Origin of the sequence: Streptomyces sp. NPDC048506 (assembly GCF_040651315.1) — a bacterium.
Lineage (GTDB): Bacteria > Actinomycetota > Actinomycetes > Streptomycetales > Streptomycetaceae > Streptomyces.
This window is the reverse complement of sequence record NZ_JBEZIX010000011.1, coordinates 89,850-110,825: the sequence shown is the minus strand read 5'-3', so window position 1 is coordinate 110,825 and position 20,976 is coordinate 89,850. Positions and strand designations below refer to the sequence as shown.

Here is a 20,976-nt window from a genome sequence, read left to right as displayed (position 1 = left end):
GCACGCGAAAGGGCCGCCGTGACCCGAGGTCGCGGCGGCCCTTTCCGGTGAACGGACCGGCGGTTCAGTGCCCCGCCGGCGCCCCCGCCGTGGCGGGCGGCAGGTCGGCGGTGACGCCCTCGTCGCCGGCGTCCGCGGTGTAGTCGGCCGGGCTGGTCTCGTCGACGCCCTCGGGGGCCTTGAGGGCCCTCAGGGCGAACGTGAACAGGACCGTCACCACGACGTTCAGGACGAGTGCGGTCAGGCCGATGTAGCCGATCTCGCCGATGCCGGGGATCTCCTTGCTGGAACCGCCGAAGTGCGCCTGGGTCGGGCTGGCGACGCCGTAGGCCGCGAGGGTGCCGTAGAGCATGCCGACCGCCCAGCCGGCCAGCAGCGCCCAGCGGTGGAACCAGCGGGTGAACAGGCCGCCGACCAGTGGCGGCATGGTCTGGAGGATCCAGATGCCGCCCAGCAGTTGGAAGTTGATGGCGACGGTCTTGTCCATGGTGAGGACGAAGACCAGGGCGCCGACCTTGACCAGCAGGGAGACCAGCTTGGCGACCTTGTGCTCCTGCTCCGGTGTGGCGTCCCGTTTGAGGAAGTCCTTGTAGACGTTGCGGGTGAAGAGGTTGGCCGCGGCGATGGACATGATGGCCGCCGGCACCAGGGCGCCGATGCCGATCGCGGCGAACGCGATGCCGGTGAACCAGCTGGGGAACACGTCCTCGAACAGCTGCGGAATGGCCAGCTGCGGGTTGCCCTGGGTGTCCGTGCCGGCCTTGATGGCCATGAAGCCGAGCAGCGCCAGCAGGCCCAGCAGCAGCGAGTACAGCGGCAGGATCGTGGTGTTGCGCCGGATGACGTTGCGGCTCCGGGAGGACAGCGTGGCGGTGATGGAGTGGGGGTACATGAACAGGGCGAGCGCCGAGCCCAGCGCCAACGTCGCGTACGCCCACTGGGCGTTGGGGCCGCTGGTCAGCTCGCCCCGCGGCTTGCCGGGGACGGCGCCGGGCTGGGCGAACGCCTTGCCCGCCGCGTCGAAGATCGCGTCGAACCCGCCGAGTTTGATCGGGATGTAGATGATCGCCACGGCGAGGACCAGGTAGATCAGGCCGTCCTTGACGAAGGCGATCAGCGCCGGGGCGCGCAGGCCGGAGGAGTAGGTGTAGGCGGCCAGCACCGCGAACGCGATCAGCAGCGGCAGGTCCTTGACGAACCAGTTGGTGTGCTCGCCGCCGCCGACGCCCATCACGTCCAGCACCGCCTGGATGCCGACCAGTTGGAGCGCGATGTACGGCATCGTGGCGAGGATGCCGGTGAGCGCAACCGCCAGCGACAGCCCCCTGGAGCCGAAGCGGCCGCGCACGAAGTCGGAGGTGGTGACGTAACCGTGCTTGTGCGAGACCGACCACAGGCGGGGGAGGAAGGTGAAGATCAGGGGGTAGACGAGGATCGTGTACGGGACGGCGAAGAAGCCGGCCGCGCCGGCGGTGTAGATCGCCGCCGGGACGGCCACGAAGGTGTACGCGGTGTAGAGGTCGCCACCGAGCAGGAACCAGGTGATCCAGGTGCCGAAACTGCGCCCGCCCAGGCCCCATTCGTCGAGGTTGGCGGACTCCTCGGCCTTGCGCCAGCGGGCCGCCAGGAAGCCCATGACCGTCACGGCCAGGAAGAAGAAGACGAAGACGGCGAGCGCCACGCCGTTCACGCCGTGGGTCGAGGAAGCCGCGAGTGCGGCCGAGGTGCCCGGTGCGGCCGAGGTGCCCGGTGCGGCGGAGGTGAACATCACTGGGACGCACCGCCCTTGCGGGCGCGCTGCTCACGTTGCACGAGCTTGTACGCGATCGACGTCAGCGCCGCCGAGACCAGCACCCACAGCATCTGGTACCAGTAGAAGAACGGGATCCCGATGAGCCTGGGCTCGATCCTGGCGTACGAACTCACCCACAGCATCGCCACGAACGGGGCGAGCAGGCACAGTCCGGCCACCACCCGCGTCGGTGTGACGACCTGTCTGCTGGTCGGTGATTCGGCTGCTGGCTCTGGCATCGGCGCGGCTCCGTCCGTGGCGAACTCCTGTGCAATCGGCTGGAAATCTATGGCAGTTCCGTGGCGCGCGTCACTAGGTGTCCGCATATCGGTATGAGGAATTCGCGTGGCGGCGCGCGGTCCGGAGGCCGGCTCCGCGCGCCGTCACGGCCCGACCCGGGCCGTCGAACGGACGGTGGCTTCAGTCCGCGGGCCGCTGGAGCCTGGCGACGAACTTGTAGCGGTCGCCGCGGTAGACCGAGCGCACCCACTCCACCGGCCGGCCCTGGGCGTCGAGCGAGTGCCGGGAGAGCATCAGCATCGGCAGACCGACGTCGGTGCCGAGCAGGCCGGCCTCGCGCGGGGTGGCGAGCGAGGTCTCGATGGTCTCCTCGGCCTCCGCGAGGCGGACGTCGTAGACCTCGGCCAGTGCGGTGTAGAGCGAGGTGTACTTGACGAGGTTGCGGCGCAGCGCGGGGAAGCGCTTGGCGGACAGGTGGGTGGTCTCGATGGCCATCGGCTCGCCGCTGGCCAGCCGCAGCCGTTCGATGCGCAGCACCCGGCCGCCGGGGGCGATGTCCAGCAGCCCGGCCAGCCGGTCGTCGGCGGTGACGTAGCCGATGTCCAGCAGCTGGGAGGTGGGCTCCAGCCCCTGGGCGCGCATGTCCTCGGTGTACGAGGTCAGTTGCAGCGCCTGGGAGACCTTCGGCTTGGCCACGAAGGTGCCCTTGCCCTGGATGCGCTCCAGACGGCCCTCGACGACCAGCTCCTGGAGGGCCTGCCGCACCGTGGTGCGCGAGGTGTCGAACTCCGCGGCGAGAGTGCGCTCGGGCGGGACCGGGGTGCCGGGCGGCAGGGTCTCGGTGATCTCCAACAAGTGCCGCTTGAGCCGGTAGTACTTGGGTACCCGCGCGGTCCGTGCGCCGCCGCTCTCGGCGCTGCCCCCGTCCGTCTCCATGACCCGCCTCTCCGACTCCTGTCGTGCTGCCGTCACCGGCTCCTCCGTACGTAGCGGCTCACATCGTGGCACGGGTGGGTTCTCCGTGCTCCCTCGCAGGTCCCGGCGCGCCAGATGTCGGTCCCGTAACGGACCTGACAGCGACTCTTATACACCCTTGACACCCCGAAAGGTCTAGGCCAAGCTGCGGGAACTGGTCTAAACCATTAAAGACCACACCCGGCCTCTAGGGGAGAGCGCGATGAAGCGTGGGCTCATAGCAGCGACGGCGGTCGCGGGAATGCTGGTGAGTGTCGCTGCCTGTGGGTCCAGCGACGGGAACAAGGCGGGTGCCGATGGCTTCAAGGGTCAGAAGCTGACCGTTTGGGTGATGTCCGGATCCAATCCGGCGGAATGGACCAAGCGGGTTTCGGCGCAATTCGCGAAGAAGACCGGTGCCACCGTCGACTTCAAGGTCCAGCAGTGGAACGGCATTCAGCAGAAGCTGAGCACCGCCCTTTCCGAGGACACTCCACCGGACGTGGTGGAAATCGGCAACACCCAGACCGCCGCCTATGCCAAGGCCGGCGCCCTGGCCGATCTCGGCGATCTGAAGAAGGAGATCGGGTCCACCTGGAACGACGCCTTCAACAAGGCCTCGCTGGTGGACGGCAAGCAGTACGCGCTGCCCTGGTACGCGGGCAACCGCGTGGTGATGTACAACAAGAAGATCTGGGCGAAGGCCGGCCTCAAGGACATCCCCAAGACCCGCACCGAGCTCTTCAAGGCCTTTGACACCATCAAGAAGAAGACCGACGCCGAACCGCTGTACCTCCCCGGTCAGAACTGGTACTTCTTCGACGGCCTGACCATCGGCACCGGCGCCGACCTGGTGAAGAAGCAGGGTGGAAAGTGGGTCTCCAACCTCGGCGACCCCAAGGTCTCCAAGGCCATGGACATCTACCGGCAGTACCAGGCCTTCAGCACCGCCCCCAAGAACAAGGACGAGGCCACCCCGCAGCAGGCCGAGATCTTCGCCAAGGGGAGGACCGGCGCCGTCATCGCCATGGGCTACGAGGCGGCCGAGGCCATCAAGACCAACCCGGACATCAAGAACGACCTCGGTTTCTTCACCATTCCGGGGGAGACCGCGGACAAGCCCGAGGGCGTATTCCTCGGCGGCTCCAACTTCGCCGTCGCCGGCATGGGCAAGAACCAGGAACTCGCCAAGGAATTCCTGAAGATCGCCCTGTCGAAGGAGAACGACGAACAGATGGTCAAGGAAGCCGGCTGGACCCCGAAGTCCCCGGACCTGGCCGATGCCGCCAAGGAGAATCCGGCCGCCGCGGCCGCCGCACCCGCGGCACAGAAGTCCGGCGGCACCACTCCGCTGATTCCGCAGTGGGCCGCCGTGGAGAACGTTCCGAACCCCATCAAGAGCTATATGACGGCGGTGCTGAACGGTAAGTCCCCGGCCGACGCCGCCAAGGACATCGAGCCCGAGATCAACGCCCGGCTCGCCAAGCAGTGAGCGCCACCGGCCGCGTACGGGGCCGATCGTCCCCGGTCCCGTACGCGCGCCGGCACGTGCACCGAGGTTCTACGCAACACGAGGGGGAGCAGGGGCCCATGGCAGCGCAGCTCGACGACGCGGTGGACAGGACCGCGCCGCGGTCCGGCAAGGGCGCCGCACCGCCCGACCGCGGCAACGGCGACCGACGGGCCGGGCCCGGCACCCCCGAGACCCGCCGCGCCCTGCCGTCCCCCACCCGCCGTGCCCCGTACCTCCTGCTGGCCCCGGCCCTCCTCGCGACCGTGGTCTTCCTGGGCTGGCCCATGGTCCGCAACGTGGTGCTCTCCTTCCAGAACCTCAACATGAAGGAGCTGATCCAGCACCTCACCGACTGGCGGGGGATCGGCAACTACCAGGAGATCCTTGGCAGCGAGCAGTTCTGGCGGGTCACCCTCCGGACCGTCGTCTTCACCGCGGTCAACGTCACCCTCATCATGGTGCTCGGCGTGCTGATCGGGCTGCTGCTGGCCCGGCTCGGCACGACGATGCGCCTGGTGCTGTCCACCGCGCTGGTACTGGCCTGGGCGATGCCGGTGATCGCCGCCACCACCGTCTTCCAGTGGCTCTTCGACGCCCGCTACGGCGTCGTCAACTGGGGCCTGGACCGGCTCGGCTGGCACGCCATGGCCCACTACGACTGGGTGGGCAGTCAGCTGTCGACCTTCTTCGTCATCACCGTGCTGATCGTCTGGCAGTCACTGCCGTTCGTGGCGCTCAACCTCTACGCGGCCAGCACGACCATCCCCGAGGAGCTCTACGAGGCGGCGCGGATGGACGGCGCCGGCGCCTGGAAGGTCTTCACCTCCGTCACCTTCCCGTTCCTCAAGCCGTTCTTCCTGGCCACGACGTTCCTCGAAGTCATCTGGGTCTTCAAGGCGTTCCCGCAGATCTTCGCGATCAACGAGGGCGGACCGGACCGGCTCACCGAGACGCTGCCGATCTACGCCTTCACCGAGGGCGTCGGCAACCTCCACTTCGGGATGGGCGCCGCGATATCGCTGCTGACGATCGTGGTGCTGCTGGCCATGACCGCGTACTACCTGCGCCTGACGCTCCGTCAGGAAGCGCGGCAGGAGCAAGAAGAGGAGGCGCCGTGAAGCGCCCGCTCGCCGGCCGCGCCTGGCCCAACGCCACGGCGGCCCTGCTCGCCGTCGGCTTCGTCTTCCCGGTCTACTGGATGTTCAACACGGCCTTCAAGCCGAACCGGGACATCATCAGCGAGGACCCGGTGTGGTTCCCGTTCCACGGCACCGTCGAGCACTTCGCGACGGCCGTGCACGCCCCCAACTTCTGGATCCTGGCCGGCAACTCGCTCGTGGTGACCGTCCTCGCCGTCGGCCTGGCGCTGGTGATCGCGCTCTGCGGGGCGTTCGCCCTCACCCGGATGCGGTTCAAGGGACGCCGCGGCATCCTGCTGACCTTCATGGTCGCGCAGATGGCGCCCTGGGAGGTCATGGTGATCTCGATCTACCTGATCGTCCGGGACGCGGACATGCTCAACAGCCTGGTGCCGCTCACCGCCTTCTACATGCTGATGGTGCTGCCCTTCACCCTGCTGACGCTCCGGGGCTACGTCGCCGCGGTGCCCAAGGAGCTGGAGGAGTCCGCCATGGTCGACGGCTGCAACCGCCGCCAGGCCTTCCTCAAGGTGGTCTTCCCGCTGCTGGCTCCCGGCCTGATGGCCACCTCCCTCTTCGGCTTCATCACTGCCTGGAACGAGTTCCCGCTGGTGCTGGTCCTCAACAAGGAACCGGCCATGGGCACCCTGCCGCTGTGGCTCTCGCAGTTCCAGAGCCAGTTCGGCGACGACTGGGGCGCCACGATGGCCGCCGCCTCGATCTTCGCCGTCCCGATCCTCGTCCTCTTCCTGTTCCTGCAACGCAAGGCGGTCGGCGGTCTCACCTCCGGCGCAGTGAAGGGATAACGCAGTCCATGACTCCTTCCGTAGGCTCGGCGCGGTCCGTGCGCCCCGTCGACACCCTCACCCGCGACGCCCTCACCGTCCTGCAACCCGGTTTCACCGGCACCACCGCCCCCGACTGGCTGCTGCGCCGGCTCGGCGAGGGCCTGTCCGCGGTCGGCCTCTTCGGCCGCAACGTCCACGACCCCGCCCAACTCGCCCGACTCACGGCGCAGTTGCGACGTGAACGTGAGGACGTGCTCGTCGCCGTCGACGAGGAGGGCGGCGACGTCACCCGCCTCGAAGTGCGCGGTGGCTCCTCCTTCCCCGGCAACCACGCGCTGGGCGCCGTCGACGACACCGCGCTGACCCGCGAGGTCGCCCACGAACTCGGCCGCCGGCTGGCCGGCTGCGGGATCAACCTCAACTGGGCGCCCTCCGCCGACGTCAACTCCAACCCGGCCAACCCGGTCATCGGCGTCCGCTCCTTCGGCGCCGACCCGCAGCTGGTCGCCCGGCACACCGCCGCCTACGTCGAGGGCCTACAGTCCGCCGGGGTCGCCGCCTGCACCAAGCACTTCCCCGGGCACGGCGACACCGCCGTCGACTCCCACCACGACCTGCCGCGGATCACCGTCGACCTGGCCACCCTCCAGGAGCGTGAACTGGTGCCGTTCCGCGCCGCCGTCGCGGCCGGCACCCGGGCCGTGATGAGCGCGCACATCCTGCTGCCCTCCCTGGACGGCGACCGTCCCGCCACCCTCAGCCCCGCCGCCCTGCACGGCCTGCTCCGCGCGCCCGCCGGCGAGGGCGGGCTGGGCTTCGACGGGCTGATCGTCACCGACGGGATGGAGATGCAGGCGATCTCCGCCACCTACGGCATCGAGCGGGGCAGCGTGCTGGCCATCGCGGCCGGCGCCGACGCCATCTGCGTGGGCGGCGGACTGGCCGACGAGGACACGGTGCTGCGGCTGCGGGACGCCCTGGTGGGCGCGGTGCGCACCGGCGAGCTGCCGGAGGAGCGGCTCGCCGACGCCGCGGCACGGGTGCGGGACCTGGCGCACTGGGCCCGGAGCGCGGGGGAGGGGGCCGCGCCCGCACCCGGCATCGGCCTCACCGCGGCCCGGCGCGCGCTCCGCATCACCGCCGGCGACCGTCCCCCTGAGCCGCTCACCACGCCCGCCTACGTCGCTGCCTTCACCCCCCTCGCCAATATCGCGGTCGGTGACGACACCCCGTGGGGCGTCGCGGCCGAACTGTCCCGCCTTGTCCCCGGCACCGCCACCGCCACCTACACCGCCACCTCCGCCGCCGGCACGGTCTCCCTGGTCGACGACCTGCTCGCCGCGGCCGGCGACCGGCGGATCGTCGCCGTCGTCCGTGACGTGCACCGGCACCCCTGGATGACCGACGCGCTGCACGCCCTGCTCGCCGCCCGGCCCGACACCGCCGTGGTCGAGATGGGCGTCCCCCAGGCCCCGCCCCAGGGCGCCCTCCACATCGCCACCCACGGCGCGGCCCGCGTCTGCGGCCAGGCCGCGGCCGAGGTGCTCACCGGCCGGGAGCCGTCGCACACGGGGTGAGCCCGCGCGCCGCAGCCACTGGCCCGGATTCGCCGCGGCCACCGGGCTCGGATACGCCGCGGCCGGGGCCTCCCAGAGGACTACCCCGGCCGCGGCACCGGCAGGCCCTGCCGCCGGGAGAACCCCTCAGATGCCCTGCCAGTCCGGCTTCGCGGCGTAGGTGGCGCGGAAGTAGTCGGCGAGCTTCAGCTTGGCGGCCGCCGCTTCGTCGACCACGACCGTGGCGTGCGGGTGGAGCTGTAGCGCCGACGCCGGGACCAGCGCGGCGACCGGGCCTTCCACGGCGTGGGCCACGGCGTCCGCCTTGCCCTCGCCGGTGGCGAGCAGCACCAGATGGCGGGCCTCCAGGATGGTGCCGATCCCCTGGGTGATGACGTGGTGCGGTACCTCGTCGAGGCCGGTGAAGAACCGGGCGTTGTCCTCCCTGGTCTGCTGGGTCAGCGTCTTGATACGGGTGCGGGAAGCCAGCGACGAGCAGGGCTCGTTGAAGCCGATGTGCCCGTCGGTGCCGATGCCGAGGAGCTGGAGGTCCACCCCACCGGCCTCGCTCAGCGCACGGTCGTACGCCTCGCAGGCGGCCTGGACGTCCTCGGCCGTACCGTCGGGGCCCATGAACGCGTCCTCGCCGAGACCGAGCGGCTCGACCACCTCGCGCAGCACCACCGAGCGGTAGGACTCCGGGTGCCCGGCCGGCAGGCCGACGTACTCGTCGAGCTGGCAGATACGGGCCCGCGAGGCGTCCACCGCGCCGGCCCGGACCTTCGCCGCCAGCGCCTCGTAGACGGGCAACGGGGTCGAGCCGGTGGCCACACCGAGCAGGGCGTCGGGCTTGCGGCGCACCAGGGTGGCGATGGCCTCCGCGATCAGCTCGCCGCCTGCCGCGGCGTCCGGAACGATGACAACTTCCACGCTTTGGCCTGCCGTTCTGGAGAGTGGTCTCATGCGGTATGTGGTATAGACCAATCTATCAGAGCGCGGGCCCCCGGTCCCGGTGGCATCTCCGAACAATGGGGCACGTCGTGCCGTCCGTCAGATGGCCGCGAAGCCACCGGACCGAGCCGGCGACGCCTCGTCAGAGCAGGGCGCCTCCCGTCGCGTCGATCCACTGGCCCGTCACCCAGCGGCTGTCGCCCGAGGCCAGGAAGGCCACGACGTCGCCGATGTCGGTGCCGTCCGCGACCCGGCCGAGGGGGGATATGCCGCTGACCCTCTGCCGCGCCTCGGCATTGACCTCGCCCCGCAGCCACCGGGCGTTCATATCGGTGTCCACCGCGCCCGGAGCCACCGCGTTCACCGTGATCCCGCGCGGACCCAGGTCCTTGGCGAGGGTCGAGGTGAAGACGTCGATCGCACCCTTGGTCATGGCGTAGGCGATCAGCTCGGGCTTGGCCGCGCCACGCGTCAGCCCCGTGGAGACATTGATGATCCGCCCGCCGTCCCGCAGTCGGGTGAGCCCCCGCTGGACGATGAAGAACGGCGCCTTGGTGTTCACTGCGAAGAGTCGGTCGAAGTCCTCCGCCGTCACCTCGCCGATGCCCTTGAGTGTCCCGTCGACCGCCTTGTTGATCCCGGCGTTGTTGACCAGGACGTCCAGCCCCTCGGCCTGTGCGTCGAACGCCGCCCACAGTGCTTCGGCGTCCCCCGGCACCCCCAGTTCGGCCTGGATCGCGAAGGCCCGCCCGCCCGCGGCCTCGATCGCCGCAACCGTCTCCTTGGCCGCGGTCTCGTCGTGGCCGTAATGCACGCCGACCCGTGCGCCGTCCCGTGCCAGCCGCTCCGAGATCGCCCGGCCGATCCCCCTGCCGCCGCCCGTCACCAGTGCCGTCTTGCCGCTGAGTGCACCCATGGCGGTGCCCCTCCCCTGTTCGTACCCGTACGCGTCCGTCTGCGGACGCACAGCTCTCGCGAGTGATTTCTGTATCGTTCGCTACATAAAAACCGTAGCACGCGTTCCGTACCGGCCGCTATAAAATTCCTCCCATGGCGTCCAAGGAAACGAAGCAGCGCGGCCGACCCCGGTCCTTCGACCGGGAGACGGCCCTGGAACAGGCGGTGCGGTCCTTCTGGGAGCAGGGCTACGAAGCCACCTCGATCGCCGACCTCACCCGCGCCATGGGCATCAGCGCACCCAGCCTCTACGCCGCCTTCGGCGACAAGCGGGCCCTGTTCGAGGAGGTCGTGGCCGAGTACGGGCGCCTCTACGGCAACTTCATCGTGCGCGCGGTGGCCGAGGAGCCGACCGCCCGCCGCGGCGTCGAACGGGCGCTGCGCGAGGCGGCGGTCGAGTACACCCTGCCCGGCCGTCCCCGCGGCTGTCTCGTGATCAGCGCCGCCCTGAACATCTCGGCCGGATCCGCCGAAGTCGCCGCGTCCCTGCGGCAGATGAGGCAGTCGCACCTCCGGGAGATCGCGAGCGCCGTCCGCGCGGACATCGCCGCGGGAGAGCTCCCCGCCGACACGGAAGCCGACGCGCTGGCCGACTACGTGGGCGCCGTGATCCAGGGGATGTCCCAGCAGGCGCGGGACGGCGCCGAGCGGGCGTCGCTGGATGCCGTCGCCGCACTGGCGATGAGGGCCTGGCCACAGCGGCCGACGAGGCAGTCGACGAGGTCGTCGGCAAGGCCGTCGACGGCACGGCCGGAGGAGGCCCCCGAGACCCCGGACGCCTCTGTCGCCGCGCACCCCGCCCCGTGAGACGGGCCGGGAACCACACGGCGCAATGGGCCCGGAAACACCCGCGGGCCGCGGCGCCGGGACAGGACCCTCAACCTGTCCGGCACCGCAGCCCGGAGCTGACATCGGCCGACCCCGTCGTGCGGGCGGGAAGGCGCCCCCCTGTGCGGTAGGGGTGCCGCCCCGTCCTGGGGTCGGTCGATCTGAGGCCTCGGCGCAGTCAGGGCAGAGAGCGCCTCTGGCCTCGTTCCGCCCTCCTGTGCGGGGAGAGCGGAGGCCTTTGCTGAATTGTGGACTAGACCATTCTTACTTGTCCATGCCCGTGCAAACACAACACGGACACCGTACGCCGGTAGGCTCCAAGACGTGCCCTCCATGAACGATCTCGTACGCCAGCACACCGCTCTGAGCGACTCCGACCTCGAGTGGCTCCACTTGCTGGTCTCGGAGTGGCAGCTGCTCTCCGACCTGTCCTTCGCCGATCTCGTGCTGTGGGTCCCCACCCTCGACGGCACCCGCTACGTCTCGGTCGCCCAGATGCGGCCCAATACGGGCCCCACCTCCTACCAGGACGACATGGTGGGCCATCTCGTTCCCCGGGGACGCCGTCCGATGCTGGACTCCGCCTTGGATGAGGGCCGCATCGTACGCGAGGGCGACCCCGAGTGGCGAGAGGAAGTTCCGGTACGGGTCGAGTCCATTCCGGTGCGGCGCGAGGGCCGGGTGCTCGGGGTGATCGCCCGCAACACCAATCTGCTGACCGTGCGCACCCCCAGCCGGCTGGAGCTCACCTACCTCCAGAGCGCTTCCGACCTCGCCCAGATGATCGCTGCCGGAACGTTTCCGTTCCCCGGCCAGCAGGTCGACATGGACGCCTCACCGCGCGCCGGCGACGGCCTGATCAGGCTCGACGCGGACGGTGTCGTCCAGTACGCCAGCCCCAATGCGCTCTCCGCCTACCACCGGCTCGGCCTCGCCGCCGACCTGGTGGGCCACCACCTGGGCCAGGTCACCGCCGAACTCGCGCCCGCCCGCGGCCCGGTGGACGAGGCCCTGGTGAAACTCGCCAGCGGCTGGGCTCCCCGGGAATTCGAGGTCGAGGGCAATGACGGCGTGATCCAATTGCGCGCCATTCCGCTCAAACCGAAGGGCGCGCACATCGGTTCGCTGGTGCTGCTGCGCGACGTGACCGAACTGCGCCGCCGTGAGCGGGAGCTGATCACCAAGGACGCCACCATCCGGGAGATCCACCACCGGGTGAAGAACAATTTGCAGACGGTGGCCGCGCTGCTGCGACTACAGGCCCGCCGGATGGATTCCGAACAGGGCCGTGAGGCCCTCAACGAGGCCGTCCGCAGGGTCGGTTCGATCGCGATCGTGCACGAGACGCTCTCCCAGAACCTCGACGAGCGGGTCGCCTTCGACGACATCGCCGATCGGGTGCTGGCCATGGTCGCGGAGATCTCCCCCGGCAAGGTGGTCACCCGCCGCACCGGACGCTTCGGCATCCTGGACGCCGAGGTGGCCACGCCGCTGTCGATGGTGCTCACCGAGGTGTTGCAGAACGCCCTGGAGCACGCCTTCGACCAGGCGGGCCAGGGCGTCGTCGAGGTCGGGGCGGTGCGCGGCGGCAGCCGTACGGAACCGCGGCTGCTGGTCACCGTCCAGGACAACGGCCGCGGACTGCCCGAGGGGTTCGATCCGCGCCGCGCCGGAAACCTGGGGTTGCAGATCGTACGGACCCTGGTGGAAGGGGAGTTGGGCGGAACGTTCGACATGGTGCCGGCGCCCGAACGCGGCACCCAGGTCCTCCTCGACCTGCCCGTACGACCCGAGAAACAGCACTGAGACCGTTCCGAGGCGGCATCGAGACAGCACTGATATCAGGGCCGGAGGCGGCGCGCACCGATATCCGGAGCGCGGCGTCCGACCCCCGGCACAGCAACAAGCCCCGGACCATGCGGTCCGGGGCTCAAAGCTATTGCGATGCGGTAACGACCGGGCTTCTCAGCGCCGATGGTGCATCGGGGGTACTGCGCGCTGCGGCTCGGGGGCCACGAGGCGGCTGGCTCAGGCGCTGGCGTTGCGCGCCCGGTTGCGAGCTGCACGGCGCTTCATGGCGCGGCGCTCGTCCTCGCTCAGACCACCCCAGACGCCGGAGTCCTGGCCGGACTCAAGCGCCCACTGCAGGCACTGCTCCATGACGGGGCAGCGGCGGCAGACGGCCTTGGCTTCCTCGATCTGCAGCAGCGCAGGACCGGTGTTGCCGATGGGGAAGAAGAGCTCGGGGTCTTCCTCGCGGCAAACGGCGCGGTGACGCCAGTCCATGGCTGCTCCATCTCCTCGTGTGACGGGATCGTTGCTTGTGAATGTGAACGCTTTCACGAATCCCCCAACAAGGGAAGGGCCGAAATCCAGCTGCGAACTGGTGCGGTCCTGTGGAATGAGGAGGAGGATTCGGGCTCTCAAGGGGGCCGTTAAAGCGGCCGTCCCGATCGCCATGAAGAGACTCGCAAACCTCGGCTGCGGATACAACCCCTTCCGGAAACTTTTTTTTGATTCCTTGGTGTCGCCTCGGTCACAGCCGTCATTCCAGGGGGTGGGAACCAGCCTAAACGTTCGAGTGAAAGGACTTTGGGCCCTACTGCTCACACAATCACACGCAGTGCACGGCGAACGCCTGTGAACGTCACACTCGTACGCACGCCCAGGTGGTCACCGTCCATCTGGAAGGGCAGCGGGACCTGCGAATGCAAGGTGAAGTTTGTGAGGTCGTGAAGTGAGAGTGCGTGCTTACCGCGGGGGCCGCGCTCGGGCGTTGACGTCAGCAGCTGGGTGGCGTACCGGGCCACCGCCGGCGGCGAGAGCTTGCTCAGCGCGAACAGGTCGAGCCCGGTGTCGAACGAGGCGTCCGGAGACGGGTAGATCGGGCGGTTGCCCAGGTAGGACCACGGGGCGGTGTTGCAGATTATGGCCAGCGCGAGGTTCTCGACGATCTCCGGCGTGCTGAGGTCGTCGCCCTGGCGTTCGAGGGTGATCACCCCGCGCCGGCGGCTCGCCTCGCCCAGGAACTGCCGTACGACCTGTCGCATATAGAGGGCATGGGTCGAACGCTTGCCGCGTTCCCGCTGCTGCTCGACCCGGCCGACGACACCGGCGTCGAAGCCGAAGCCCGCGCAGAAGGTGAACCAGCGCCCCGGCACTCCCTCGTCCTCGGTGCCCGGAGTGCCCGCGGCCAGGCCCAGGCCGATCGTGCGCTCGCTCCCGTCGCGCAGCGCGTCCAGCAGGGCGCCGGTCGCCTCCACGACGTCGTTGGGCAGCCCCAGCGCGCGGGCGAAGACATTGGTGGAGCCCCCGGGGACGACCGCCAGCCGGGGGTGCGAGTCCGGATCGGGGCCGTTGGCGAGCAGTCCGTTGACGACCTCGTTGACCGTGCCGTCACCGCCGAGCGCCACGACCAGTTCGGTCTCCCCGCCCTCGGTGGCCTGCTGGGCCAGATCGCGGGCGTGTCCGCGGTAGCGGGTCTCGGCGACCTCCAGCTTGAGGTCGCTGGCGAGGGCGTGGGCGAGGACTTCACGGGTGCGGGCACTGGTGGTGGTAGCTGCGGGATTGACCACGAGGAGTGCGCGCATGTGGAGCAGCGTACCTACCTGCTGGTACCGGCCTCACGCCCCGTCCGGATATGGGGCATTCCCGGGCCTTGTGGCGCCACCGCTACCCTGCTGGGGTGAGCAGTCAGCAGAAACAGTCCGCCAAGCGAGCTGCCGGCGCCCCCGCCGCGGCCGCGCCGACCGCGCCGGCCGGGCCGCGACCCGCCCGGCTGAGTGCCGCCGCGGCGCTCACCGGCGCCGAGGGACTGGCGGTGGCCGCCCTCGGTGCGTACATGCTGATCATGGGGCTGGCCGGTTCGCCGGACAATCCGCAGCAGGCGGAGATGGGCGGGCTGACCGTGCTGGCGCTGGCGGTGCTGCCGCTGGTGGCGGCGCGCGGGCTGTGGCTGCGGCGCCGCTGGAGCCGGGGCCCCTCGCTGATCACCCAGATCGTGGCGCTGCCGGTGGCCTGGACGCTGGTCAAGGGCGGCGGTGCGCTGATCGCGGCCGGTGCCGGGCTGGCGGTGGCCGCGCTCGTCGTGCTCGTCCTGCTGGTCAATCCGACGGCCACCGAGGCTCTGGGGATCGGGCCGCGGGAGACGCCGTAGGGGCTCCGGAGGCGCGGGAGCACGCTCTGCATGGACGAGCCCCGTAGGGGAGGGGCGAACAGATCCCGTAGGGGGTGCACGCGCCCCCTACGGGGCCACAACGGGGTGGGGTCGAGGGGTATTCCGGCCCCGGCCCCCGGGGTGCTCCGGCCCCGCCCCGGCCCCAGGTGTGCTCCGGTAGGAGCGGGGCCGTTGGTGATCCGGTGTCTCACTCCTCCACGAGGAGCTTGTCGCGCAGCTGGGCCAGGGTGCGGGCCAGCAGCCGGGAGACGTGCATCTGGGAGATGCCGACCTCCTGGGCGATCTGCGACTGGGTCATGTTGCCGAAGAAGCGCAGCAGCAGGATCTTCTTCTCGCGCGGCGGGAGGTCCTCCAGCAGCGGCTTGAGCGATTCGCGGTACTCCACGCCCTCCAGTGCCTCGTCCTCGGCACCGAGGGTGTCCGCGACGGCCGGGGACTCGTCGTCCGTGTCCGGGACGTCCAGGGACAGCGTGCTGTACGCGTTGGCGGACTCCAGGCCCTCCAGGACCTCCTCCTCGGAGATCGCCAGATGCTCGGCCAGCTCGTGGACCGTGGGCGCCCGGCCGTGCCGCTGGGAGAGCTCCGCGGTCGCCGTCGTCAGCGACAGCCGCAGCTCCTGGAGGCGACGCGGGACGCGGACCGCCCAGCCCTTGTCGCGGAAGTGCCGCTTGATCTCGCCGACGACGGTGGGGGTGGCGTACGTGGAGAACTCCACGCCGCGCTCCGGGTCGAAGCGGTCCACCGACTTGATCAGGCCGATGGTGGCGACCTGGGTCAGATCGTCCAGTGGCTCGCCACGGTTGCGGAACCGCCGGGCCAGATGCTCGACGAGCGGGAGGTGCATGCGGACGAGGGTGTTGCGCAGCTCCGCCCGCTCCGGTGAGCCCTCGGGCAGCTTGCGCAGCTCGTAGAACATCGCCCGGGCGCCGCTGCGGTCCTGCGGCTCCTGGGAGTGCTGGTGATCTTGCAGCGCGTCATTGCCAGCAGGCGCACCGTGCTGCTGCGCCTGCTGCCCTTGCTGCTCGCTCTGGTCCATGTGGTCCGCCCGCTCTGCCTGCTCCGCCGCGTCCAAATGGCCGCCGTGGTCGTCCACGCCCACCGGGTGCGGCCGGGCGTGCTGCTCGGGGATGGTCGCACTGGACGCCATCCGCCCGCCGCGTTCGAGATCTTTCACGGGGCCCCCTGTTCGGTCATGACGGTCCGGGACCGGCGCCGCGCTCCTTGTACAGACTGATGGTGACCGTACGGTCCTCGGCGACGGTGGAATCGACCTTGCCGGCGAGTGCGGAGAGCACCGTCCAGGCGAAGGTGTCCCGCTCCGGGGCGCGGCCGTCGGTCGTCGGGGCGGACACGGTCACCTGCAGTGCGTCGTCGATGAGGCGGAAGACGCAGCTCAGCACACTGCCGGGGACGGCCTGTTGCAGCAGGATCGCGCAGGCCTCGTCGACCGCGATGCGCAGATCCTCGATCTCGTCGAGGGTGAAGTCCAAGCGGGCTGCGAGCCCGGCCGTGGCCGTACGCAGCACGGACAGGTAGGCACCCGCAGCGGGCAGACGGACTTCCACGAAGTCCTGCGTCCCGGGCTCGCCTGCGATCTGGGACACCCTCACCTCCAAGGTGGCACAAGCTGGTTGAGCTGGAATTGCGCGATATTCGCGTTGTTCGGGATATTTCGCGCCGGTCCTTTCTCCCGTCGGTGAAAGGAGAACGATTCGGCGCGGCACATGGTTCGGCTGTGACGCTATCGCGATCTGTGGGCCGGTGTCGCCCGGAAGGAGCACCGCCGCCCTTCGGGAGGCGCGCCACCCCGGGTGTACCGGACGCCATCGCTGTCACTGATTGTAAAACTTCGGGTACGGAAAGTGGCTAGGGGTGTGCATCGCCAATTCGGGGCTGATTACCCTCTGTTGACGCGCGGGGCGCCCGCGAGGTTGTGCAGCGCATCTCCAGTGAGCCGGAAGACCGTCCATTCGTCCATGGGCAGGGCGCCGATCGACCGGTAAAAGCCGATGGACGGTTCATTCCAATCCAGGACTGACCACTCGAAACGCTCGTAGCCGCGGTCCACGCAGATCTTGGCGAGGGCCGCGAGCAGTGCCTTGCCGTGGCCGCCGCCGCGCGCCTCGGGGCGCACGTACAGATCCTCCAGATAGACACCCTGCGTGCCCGTCCAGGTCGAGAAGTTCCGGAACCACAGGGCAAAGCCCACGGGGGCGCCGTCGGCCTCGGCTATCAGTGCGAAGACGGCCGGCTGGTCGCCGAAGAGGGCCTCCTTCAGCTGTGCCTCGGTGGCCTGCGCGGCCTCGGGGGCACGTTCGTACGTGGCCAGCTCGCGGATCATGGTGAGGATGACCGGGACATCGTCGGGCGTCGCTTCGCGGATCATCTGTGCAGGCTAAACCGACTCCACTGAACGATTCACCTCCCTTTCCTCACACCAATCGTTGGTGGACGAAGCACCAGCGCCAGGATTCGCCCGGCTCGAACGTCCGCATCACGGGGTGTCCGGTCGCCTCGAAGTGCCCCGTCGCATGCCGGTACGGCGACGAGTCGCAGCAGCCCACGTGGCCACAGACCAGGCACAGCCGCAGCTGTACGGGGTGGCTGCCGACCGCCAGGCACTCCAGGCAGGTGGCGCTCAGCGGCGCAGGTTCGGCGCGCGCCAGTTCGGCAATGTGCGTGCACTCGCTCATGATGGCCAGGTTAGATCGCCGGGACGGACGGCGGAGTGGACGGCGACGGGACGGGCCGATGGCTGTGATGCCACTGTTCTTGCTGGTCGCGGGGAGTGCGGCGGTCGCCGGCCTGGCGCGCAGGACGCCCGTCCCGGCGCCGCTGTTGTTGGTCACCGCCGGGATCGCGGCGTCCTTCATCCCCGGAATCCCCGACTACACCCTCGATCCGCACATCGTGCTGCCGTTGGTGCTGCCCCCTCTGCTGCACACCGCGGCGCTGGACAGCTCGTACCTGGACCTGCGGGCCAACCTGCGGCCGGTGGCGCTGCTGTCGGTGGGGTACGTGCTGTTCGCGACGCTGGTCGTCGGCTACGCGGCCTACCTCCTCATCCCGGACCTGCCGCTGACCGCCGCGCTCGTCCTGGGCGCCGTGGTCGCCCCGCCGGACGCCGTCGCGGCGACCGCCATCTCCCGCCGGCTCGGGCTGCCGCACCGGATCACCACGATCCTCCAGGGCGAATCCCTGGTCAACGACGCCACCGCGATCACCGCCTACAAGGTGGCGTTGGCCGCGGCCGTGGGCGTCGGCGCCACCTGGGCCGGCGGACTCAAGGAGTTCGTCGTCGCCTCCCTGGGCGGCATCGGCATCGGCGTGCTCCTCATGGTGCCGCTGCACTGGCTGCGCGTCCGGCTGCGGGAGTCCGCGCTCCTGGAGAACACCCTCTCGTTGCTCATCCCGTTCGTCGCCTACGCGCTGGCCGAGCAGTTCCACGCCTCCGGCGTGCTCGCCGTCGTCGTGGTGGGCCTCTACCTGGGGCACCGCTCCTGGCAGGTCGACTTCGAGACCCGGCTCCAGGAGGACGCCGTCTGGAAGGTGATCTCCTTCCTCCTGGAGTCCGCGGTCTTCGCGCTGATCGGGTTGCAGCTGCCGGTCGTGCTGCGCGGCCTGGGGGAGTTCAGCACGGCCCAGGCCCTCTGGTACGCGGTCGTGGTGTTCCTCGTCGTGGTGGTGTCGCGCTTCGTGTGGGTCTTCCCCGCGACCTACCTGCCGCGGTGCCTCTCGACCCGGATCCGGGCCCGTGAGCCGGACCTGAACTGGACCCGGCCGGTCATCGTCGGCTGGGCCGGGATGCGCGGGGTGGTGTCGCTGGCCATCGCGTTCACCATCCCGTCCACGGTGGCCGGCGGGGGCCCCTTCCCGGCCCGCAACCTCGTGCTCTTCCTGACCTTCACCACCGTCATCGGCACCCTCGTCATCCAGGGCCTGACGCTGCCGGTGCTGATCCGCGCCCTGCGGCTGCCCGGCCGGGACGCCCAGGCCGAGACGCTCGCCGAGGCCCAGGTGCAGAACGAGGCCTCGCGCGCCGCCGAGGAGCGCCTGGACGAGCTCCTCCAGGACGAGCGCAACGCCCTGCCCGGCCCCCTCGCGGACCGGCTGCGCGCCGTCATGGAACGGCGTCGCAACTCCGTCTGGGAGCGGCTGGGCGCGGTCAACGAGGTGACCGGCGAGTCCGCCGACGAGACCTACCGCCGGCTGGCCCGGGACGTGATCGACGTCGAGCGGCGGGTCTTCGTCACGCTGCGTGACGCCCGGCGGATCGACGACGAGATGATGCGGACCCTGCTGCGCCGGCTGGACCTGGAGGAGGCGGCGGCCTATCGGGAGGCGGCGTCGTGAGCGGGGCCGTAGGGCAGTGGGCCGCGAGCGGGGCCGTACGGCAGTGGGCCGCGAGCGGGTCGGTAAGGCAGTCGGTCGGCGCGGCGGCGGTGAGTCGTGAGTGGGCCCGTACGGCGATGAGTCGGGAGTGGGGCGGTACGGCGATGAGTCGGGAGTGGGGCGGTACGGCCGTAAGGCCACAACGGTCGACGGACCTGCGGAGTCCTGCGGACCTGCGGAGTCGGGAACCCCGCCGGGCGGATCACGGGGTGCCGGTGATCACCGCGGCCACCGTGCTGCCGCGGGCGAAGGCGCCCTCCTCGGCCAGCGTGGTGAGCCCGAACAGCAGCTTGGCGACGTAGCTCCGCTCCACCGGCAGGCCGTGGCGCTGCTCGAAGGCGTCCGCGAAGGCGTCCAGCTCCGGGGTGCGGCGGGCGTATCCGCCGCAGTGGAAGCGGTCGTCCAGTCGCCAGCTGCCGCGCCGGCCGCCGAACGCCGCGCACTGTAGCCGCTCGACCGTCTCCTGGAGGAAGTGCGGCCGACCGCCCTTGAGGACGGGGAAACCGATGGCCTGCTGGCCCGGTCCCAGGCCGGCGGCCAGGCCGGCCAGGGTGCCGCCGGTCCCGCAGGCCACCGCGACCGAGTCCGCGGCACCACGGAGCTCCCGGCCCAGCTCCGTGCAACCCTGTGCGGCCAGGGAGTTGCTGCCGCCCTCCGGTATCACGCGGAACGCGCCGAACCGCTCGTGCAGGGCGGCGAGCACCTCCGGGTCGGTCTTGCGGCGGTAGCGGGCCCGGTCGATGAAGTGCAGCCGCATGCCGTCGGCGGCGCAGCGGGCCAGCGAGGGGTTGAGCGGAGCCGCGGCCAGCTCCTCGCCGCGGACCACGCCGATGGTGGTGAAGCCGAGCAGGCGGCCGGCCGCCGCGGTGGCCCGCAGATGGTTGGAGTACGCGCCGCCGAAGGTCAGCAGCGCCCGCTCGCCCGCGGCGGCCGCGGCCCGCAGGTTCGGCTCCAGCTTGCGCCACTTGTTGCCCGGCAGGTCCGGGTGGATCAGATCGTCCCGCTTGAGCAGCAGCCGCACCCCGCGGCGCGCGAACGGCCCGTCCTCGACCTCCTGGAGGGGGGAGGGGAGCCGGGGGCGGAGCGCGTCGGCGAGGTCTACGGGAGCGTTCACCCCCCCATTGTGGCTGCTGAGCCGGGGCAGCTCCGGGCCTCAGCCCACTGGCACGGCACGGCCCCACAGTTCTTCGGCGTGCTCGGCGAACCGGTCGAACATCCCTCCGGCGCTCTGGCGGCGCAGATGCAACAGCGGTGAGTCATGACCCACCAGCCGGGCCAGATGGGGCGTGACGAGCGCATCGTGGTCGAATCGGAACACCGACAGTGAAACGTGGTTCACGGCGTCGTCAGGGCTGCTGTAGCGCACCTCCAGCCCGGGCACGGCACCCATCCGGTCCAGGTGCTCCACGCTGATCCGGATACGGGTGGACACGCTCAGGGCCACGTCCTCGATCGCCTCACGCTGCCTTGTGACCTCACCGGCGGGGTCACCGAGCAGGAACCTGACCCGGCACCCGGACTCGGTCTTGCGGCGGACCGTCTCGGCGAACTGGGGGACCTGGGTCCGGAAGAAGTAGTTTCGTGTACCCGGCGAGGAACAGTTCCTCGGTTGCGCCCTCGACGAGCTCGGCCCAGACGGTGGACGGGCAGGCGGACCGGTACGGATACGAGTGCGTGCACGCGGGCGTC

General features: G+C 70.3%; 20 protein-coding genes and 1 pseudogene. 8 read left to right on the top strand and 13 right to left on the bottom strand.

Annotated features, from left to right (window positions below; translation table 11 throughout):
* Positions 1-64: 64 nt before the first annotated feature.
* The 3 genes from mctP to AB0C96_RS11400 form a co-directional block, all read right to left on the bottom strand.
* Positions 65-1,636, bottom strand: coding sequence for a monocarboxylate uptake permease MctP (gene mctP / locus AB0C96_RS11410; protein WP_362916197.1), 1,572 nt, complete (start codon positions 1,634-1,636; stop codon positions 65-67).
* A 131-nt stretch (positions 1,637-1,767) separates the two neighbouring features.
* On the bottom strand, positions 1,768-2,031 hold the full coding sequence (locus AB0C96_RS11405; RefSeq protein ID WP_362916066.1) for a DUF3311 domain-containing protein: 264 nt from the start codon (positions 2,029-2,031) through the stop codon (positions 1,768-1,770).
* A gap of 181 nt (positions 2,032-2,212) precedes the next feature.
* Positions 2,213-2,968, bottom strand: a complete 756-nt coding sequence (locus AB0C96_RS11400; RefSeq protein WP_362916195.1) for a GntR family transcriptional regulator — start codon at positions 2,966-2,968, stop codon at positions 2,213-2,215.
* A gap of 241 nt (positions 2,969-3,209) precedes the next feature.
* On the opposite strand from AB0C96_RS11400, the gene AB0C96_RS11395 reads away from it, so the two are divergent.
* From AB0C96_RS11395 to AB0C96_RS11380, 4 genes are all read left to right on the top strand, one after another.
* Positions 3,210-4,478, top strand: a complete 1,269-nt coding sequence (locus tag AB0C96_RS11395) for an extracellular solute-binding protein (protein WP_362916064.1) — start codon at positions 3,210-3,212, stop codon at positions 4,476-4,478.
* A gap of 98 nt (positions 4,479-4,576) precedes the next feature.
* Positions 4,577-5,617, top strand: coding sequence for a sugar ABC transporter permease (locus tag AB0C96_RS11390; protein ID WP_362916062.1), 1,041 nt, complete (start codon positions 4,577-4,579; stop codon positions 5,615-5,617).
* The gene (locus tag AB0C96_RS11385; RefSeq protein ID WP_362916060.1) at positions 5,614-6,444 is read left to right on the top strand and encodes a carbohydrate ABC transporter permease; all 831 of its coding nucleotides are present in this window, start codon (positions 5,614-5,616) and stop codon (positions 6,442-6,444) included. The genes AB0C96_RS11390 and AB0C96_RS11385 overlap by 4 nt, the downstream gene beginning before the upstream one ends.
* Positions 6,445-6,452: 8 nt before the next feature.
* The gene (locus tag AB0C96_RS11380) at positions 6,453-8,003 is read left to right on the top strand and encodes a glycoside hydrolase family 3 protein (protein ID WP_362916058.1); all 1,551 of its coding nucleotides are present in this window, start codon (positions 6,453-6,455) and stop codon (positions 8,001-8,003) included.
* A gap of 126 nt (positions 8,004-8,129) precedes the next feature.
* On the opposite strand, the gene nagB is transcribed toward AB0C96_RS11380, so the two are convergent.
* Together nagB and AB0C96_RS11370 are read right to left on the bottom strand one after the other, a co-directional pair.
* Entirely contained in the window at positions 8,130-8,912 is a 783-nt protein-coding gene (gene nagB / locus AB0C96_RS11375) for a glucosamine-6-phosphate deaminase (RefSeq protein WP_362916056.1), read from the bottom strand.
* Between the two features lie 163 nt (positions 8,913-9,075).
* Positions 9,076-9,849, bottom strand: coding sequence for an SDR family oxidoreductase (locus AB0C96_RS11370; protein WP_362916054.1), 774 nt, complete (start codon positions 9,847-9,849; stop codon positions 9,076-9,078).
* Positions 9,850-9,983: 134 nt separating this feature from the next.
* On the opposite strand from AB0C96_RS11370, the gene AB0C96_RS11365 reads away from it, so the two are divergent.
* Both AB0C96_RS11365 and AB0C96_RS11360 read left to right on the top strand, forming a co-directional pair.
* Complete coding sequence (locus AB0C96_RS11365) at positions 9,984-10,697, top strand: TetR/AcrR family transcriptional regulator (protein WP_362916052.1); 714 nt, start codon at positions 9,984-9,986, stop codon at positions 10,695-10,697.
* 354 nt (positions 10,698-11,051) lie between these two features.
* On the top strand, positions 11,052-12,524 hold the full coding sequence (locus AB0C96_RS11360) for a PAS domain-containing sensor histidine kinase (RefSeq protein ID WP_362916193.1): 1,473 nt from the start codon (positions 11,052-11,054) through the stop codon (positions 12,522-12,524).
* 222 nt (positions 12,525-12,746) lie between these two features.
* On the opposite strand, the gene AB0C96_RS11355 is transcribed toward AB0C96_RS11360, so the two are convergent.
* Positions 12,747-13,004, bottom strand: a complete 258-nt coding sequence (locus AB0C96_RS11355; protein WP_003983230.1) for a WhiB family transcriptional regulator — start codon at positions 13,002-13,004, stop codon at positions 12,747-12,749.
* A gap of 320 nt (positions 13,005-13,324) precedes the next feature.
* Entirely contained in the window at positions 13,325-14,308 is a 984-nt protein-coding gene (locus AB0C96_RS11350; RefSeq protein WP_362916050.1) for a diacylglycerol kinase family protein, read from the bottom strand.
* Positions 14,309-14,403: 95 nt separating this feature from the next.
* Between AB0C96_RS11350 and AB0C96_RS11345 the strand changes: the two genes are divergently transcribed.
* Positions 14,404-14,874, top strand: coding sequence for a hypothetical protein (locus tag AB0C96_RS11345; RefSeq protein WP_362916048.1), 471 nt, complete (start codon positions 14,404-14,406; stop codon positions 14,872-14,874).
* Between the two features lie 208 nt (positions 14,875-15,082).
* Here the strand turns inward: AB0C96_RS11345 and AB0C96_RS11340 are convergent, their stop codons facing one another.
* From AB0C96_RS11340 to AB0C96_RS11325, 4 genes are all read right to left on the bottom strand, one after another.
* Complete coding sequence (locus AB0C96_RS11340) at positions 15,083-16,042, bottom strand: RNA polymerase sigma factor SigF (protein WP_362916191.1); 960 nt, start codon at positions 16,040-16,042, stop codon at positions 15,083-15,085.
* Between the two features lie 43 nt (positions 16,043-16,085).
* Entirely contained in the window at positions 16,086-16,499 is a 414-nt protein-coding gene (locus AB0C96_RS11335) for an anti-sigma factor (protein WP_003985353.1), read from the bottom strand.
* A 293-nt stretch (positions 16,500-16,792) separates the two neighbouring features.
* On the bottom strand, positions 16,793-17,281 hold the full coding sequence (locus tag AB0C96_RS11330; protein ID WP_362916046.1) for a GNAT family N-acetyltransferase: 489 nt from the start codon (positions 17,279-17,281) through the stop codon (positions 16,793-16,795).
* A gap of 46 nt (positions 17,282-17,327) precedes the next feature.
* Positions 17,328-17,588: a UBP-type zinc finger domain-containing protein gene (locus tag AB0C96_RS11325; protein ID WP_362916044.1), complete on the bottom strand. Its 261-nt coding sequence runs from the start codon at positions 17,586-17,588 to the stop codon at positions 17,328-17,330.
* A 58-nt stretch (positions 17,589-17,646) separates the two neighbouring features.
* On the opposite strand from AB0C96_RS11325, the gene AB0C96_RS11320 reads away from it, so the two are divergent.
* Entirely contained in the window at positions 17,647-19,248 is a 1,602-nt protein-coding gene (locus tag AB0C96_RS11320) for a Na+/H+ antiporter (RefSeq protein WP_362916042.1), read from the top strand.
* 241 nt (positions 19,249-19,489) lie between these two features.
* On the opposite strand, the gene AB0C96_RS11315 is transcribed toward AB0C96_RS11320, so the two are convergent.
* A complete protein-coding gene (locus tag AB0C96_RS11315; protein ID WP_362916040.1) occupies positions 19,490-20,401 on the bottom strand; it encodes a pyridoxal-phosphate dependent enzyme in 912 nt (303 codons plus the stop codon).
* Between the two features lie 39 nt (positions 20,402-20,440).
* A pseudogene (locus AB0C96_RS11310) lies at positions 20,441-20,960 on the bottom strand (XRE family transcriptional regulator); the annotation flags it as partial.
* Between the last annotated feature and the right edge of the window lie 16 nt (positions 20,961-20,976).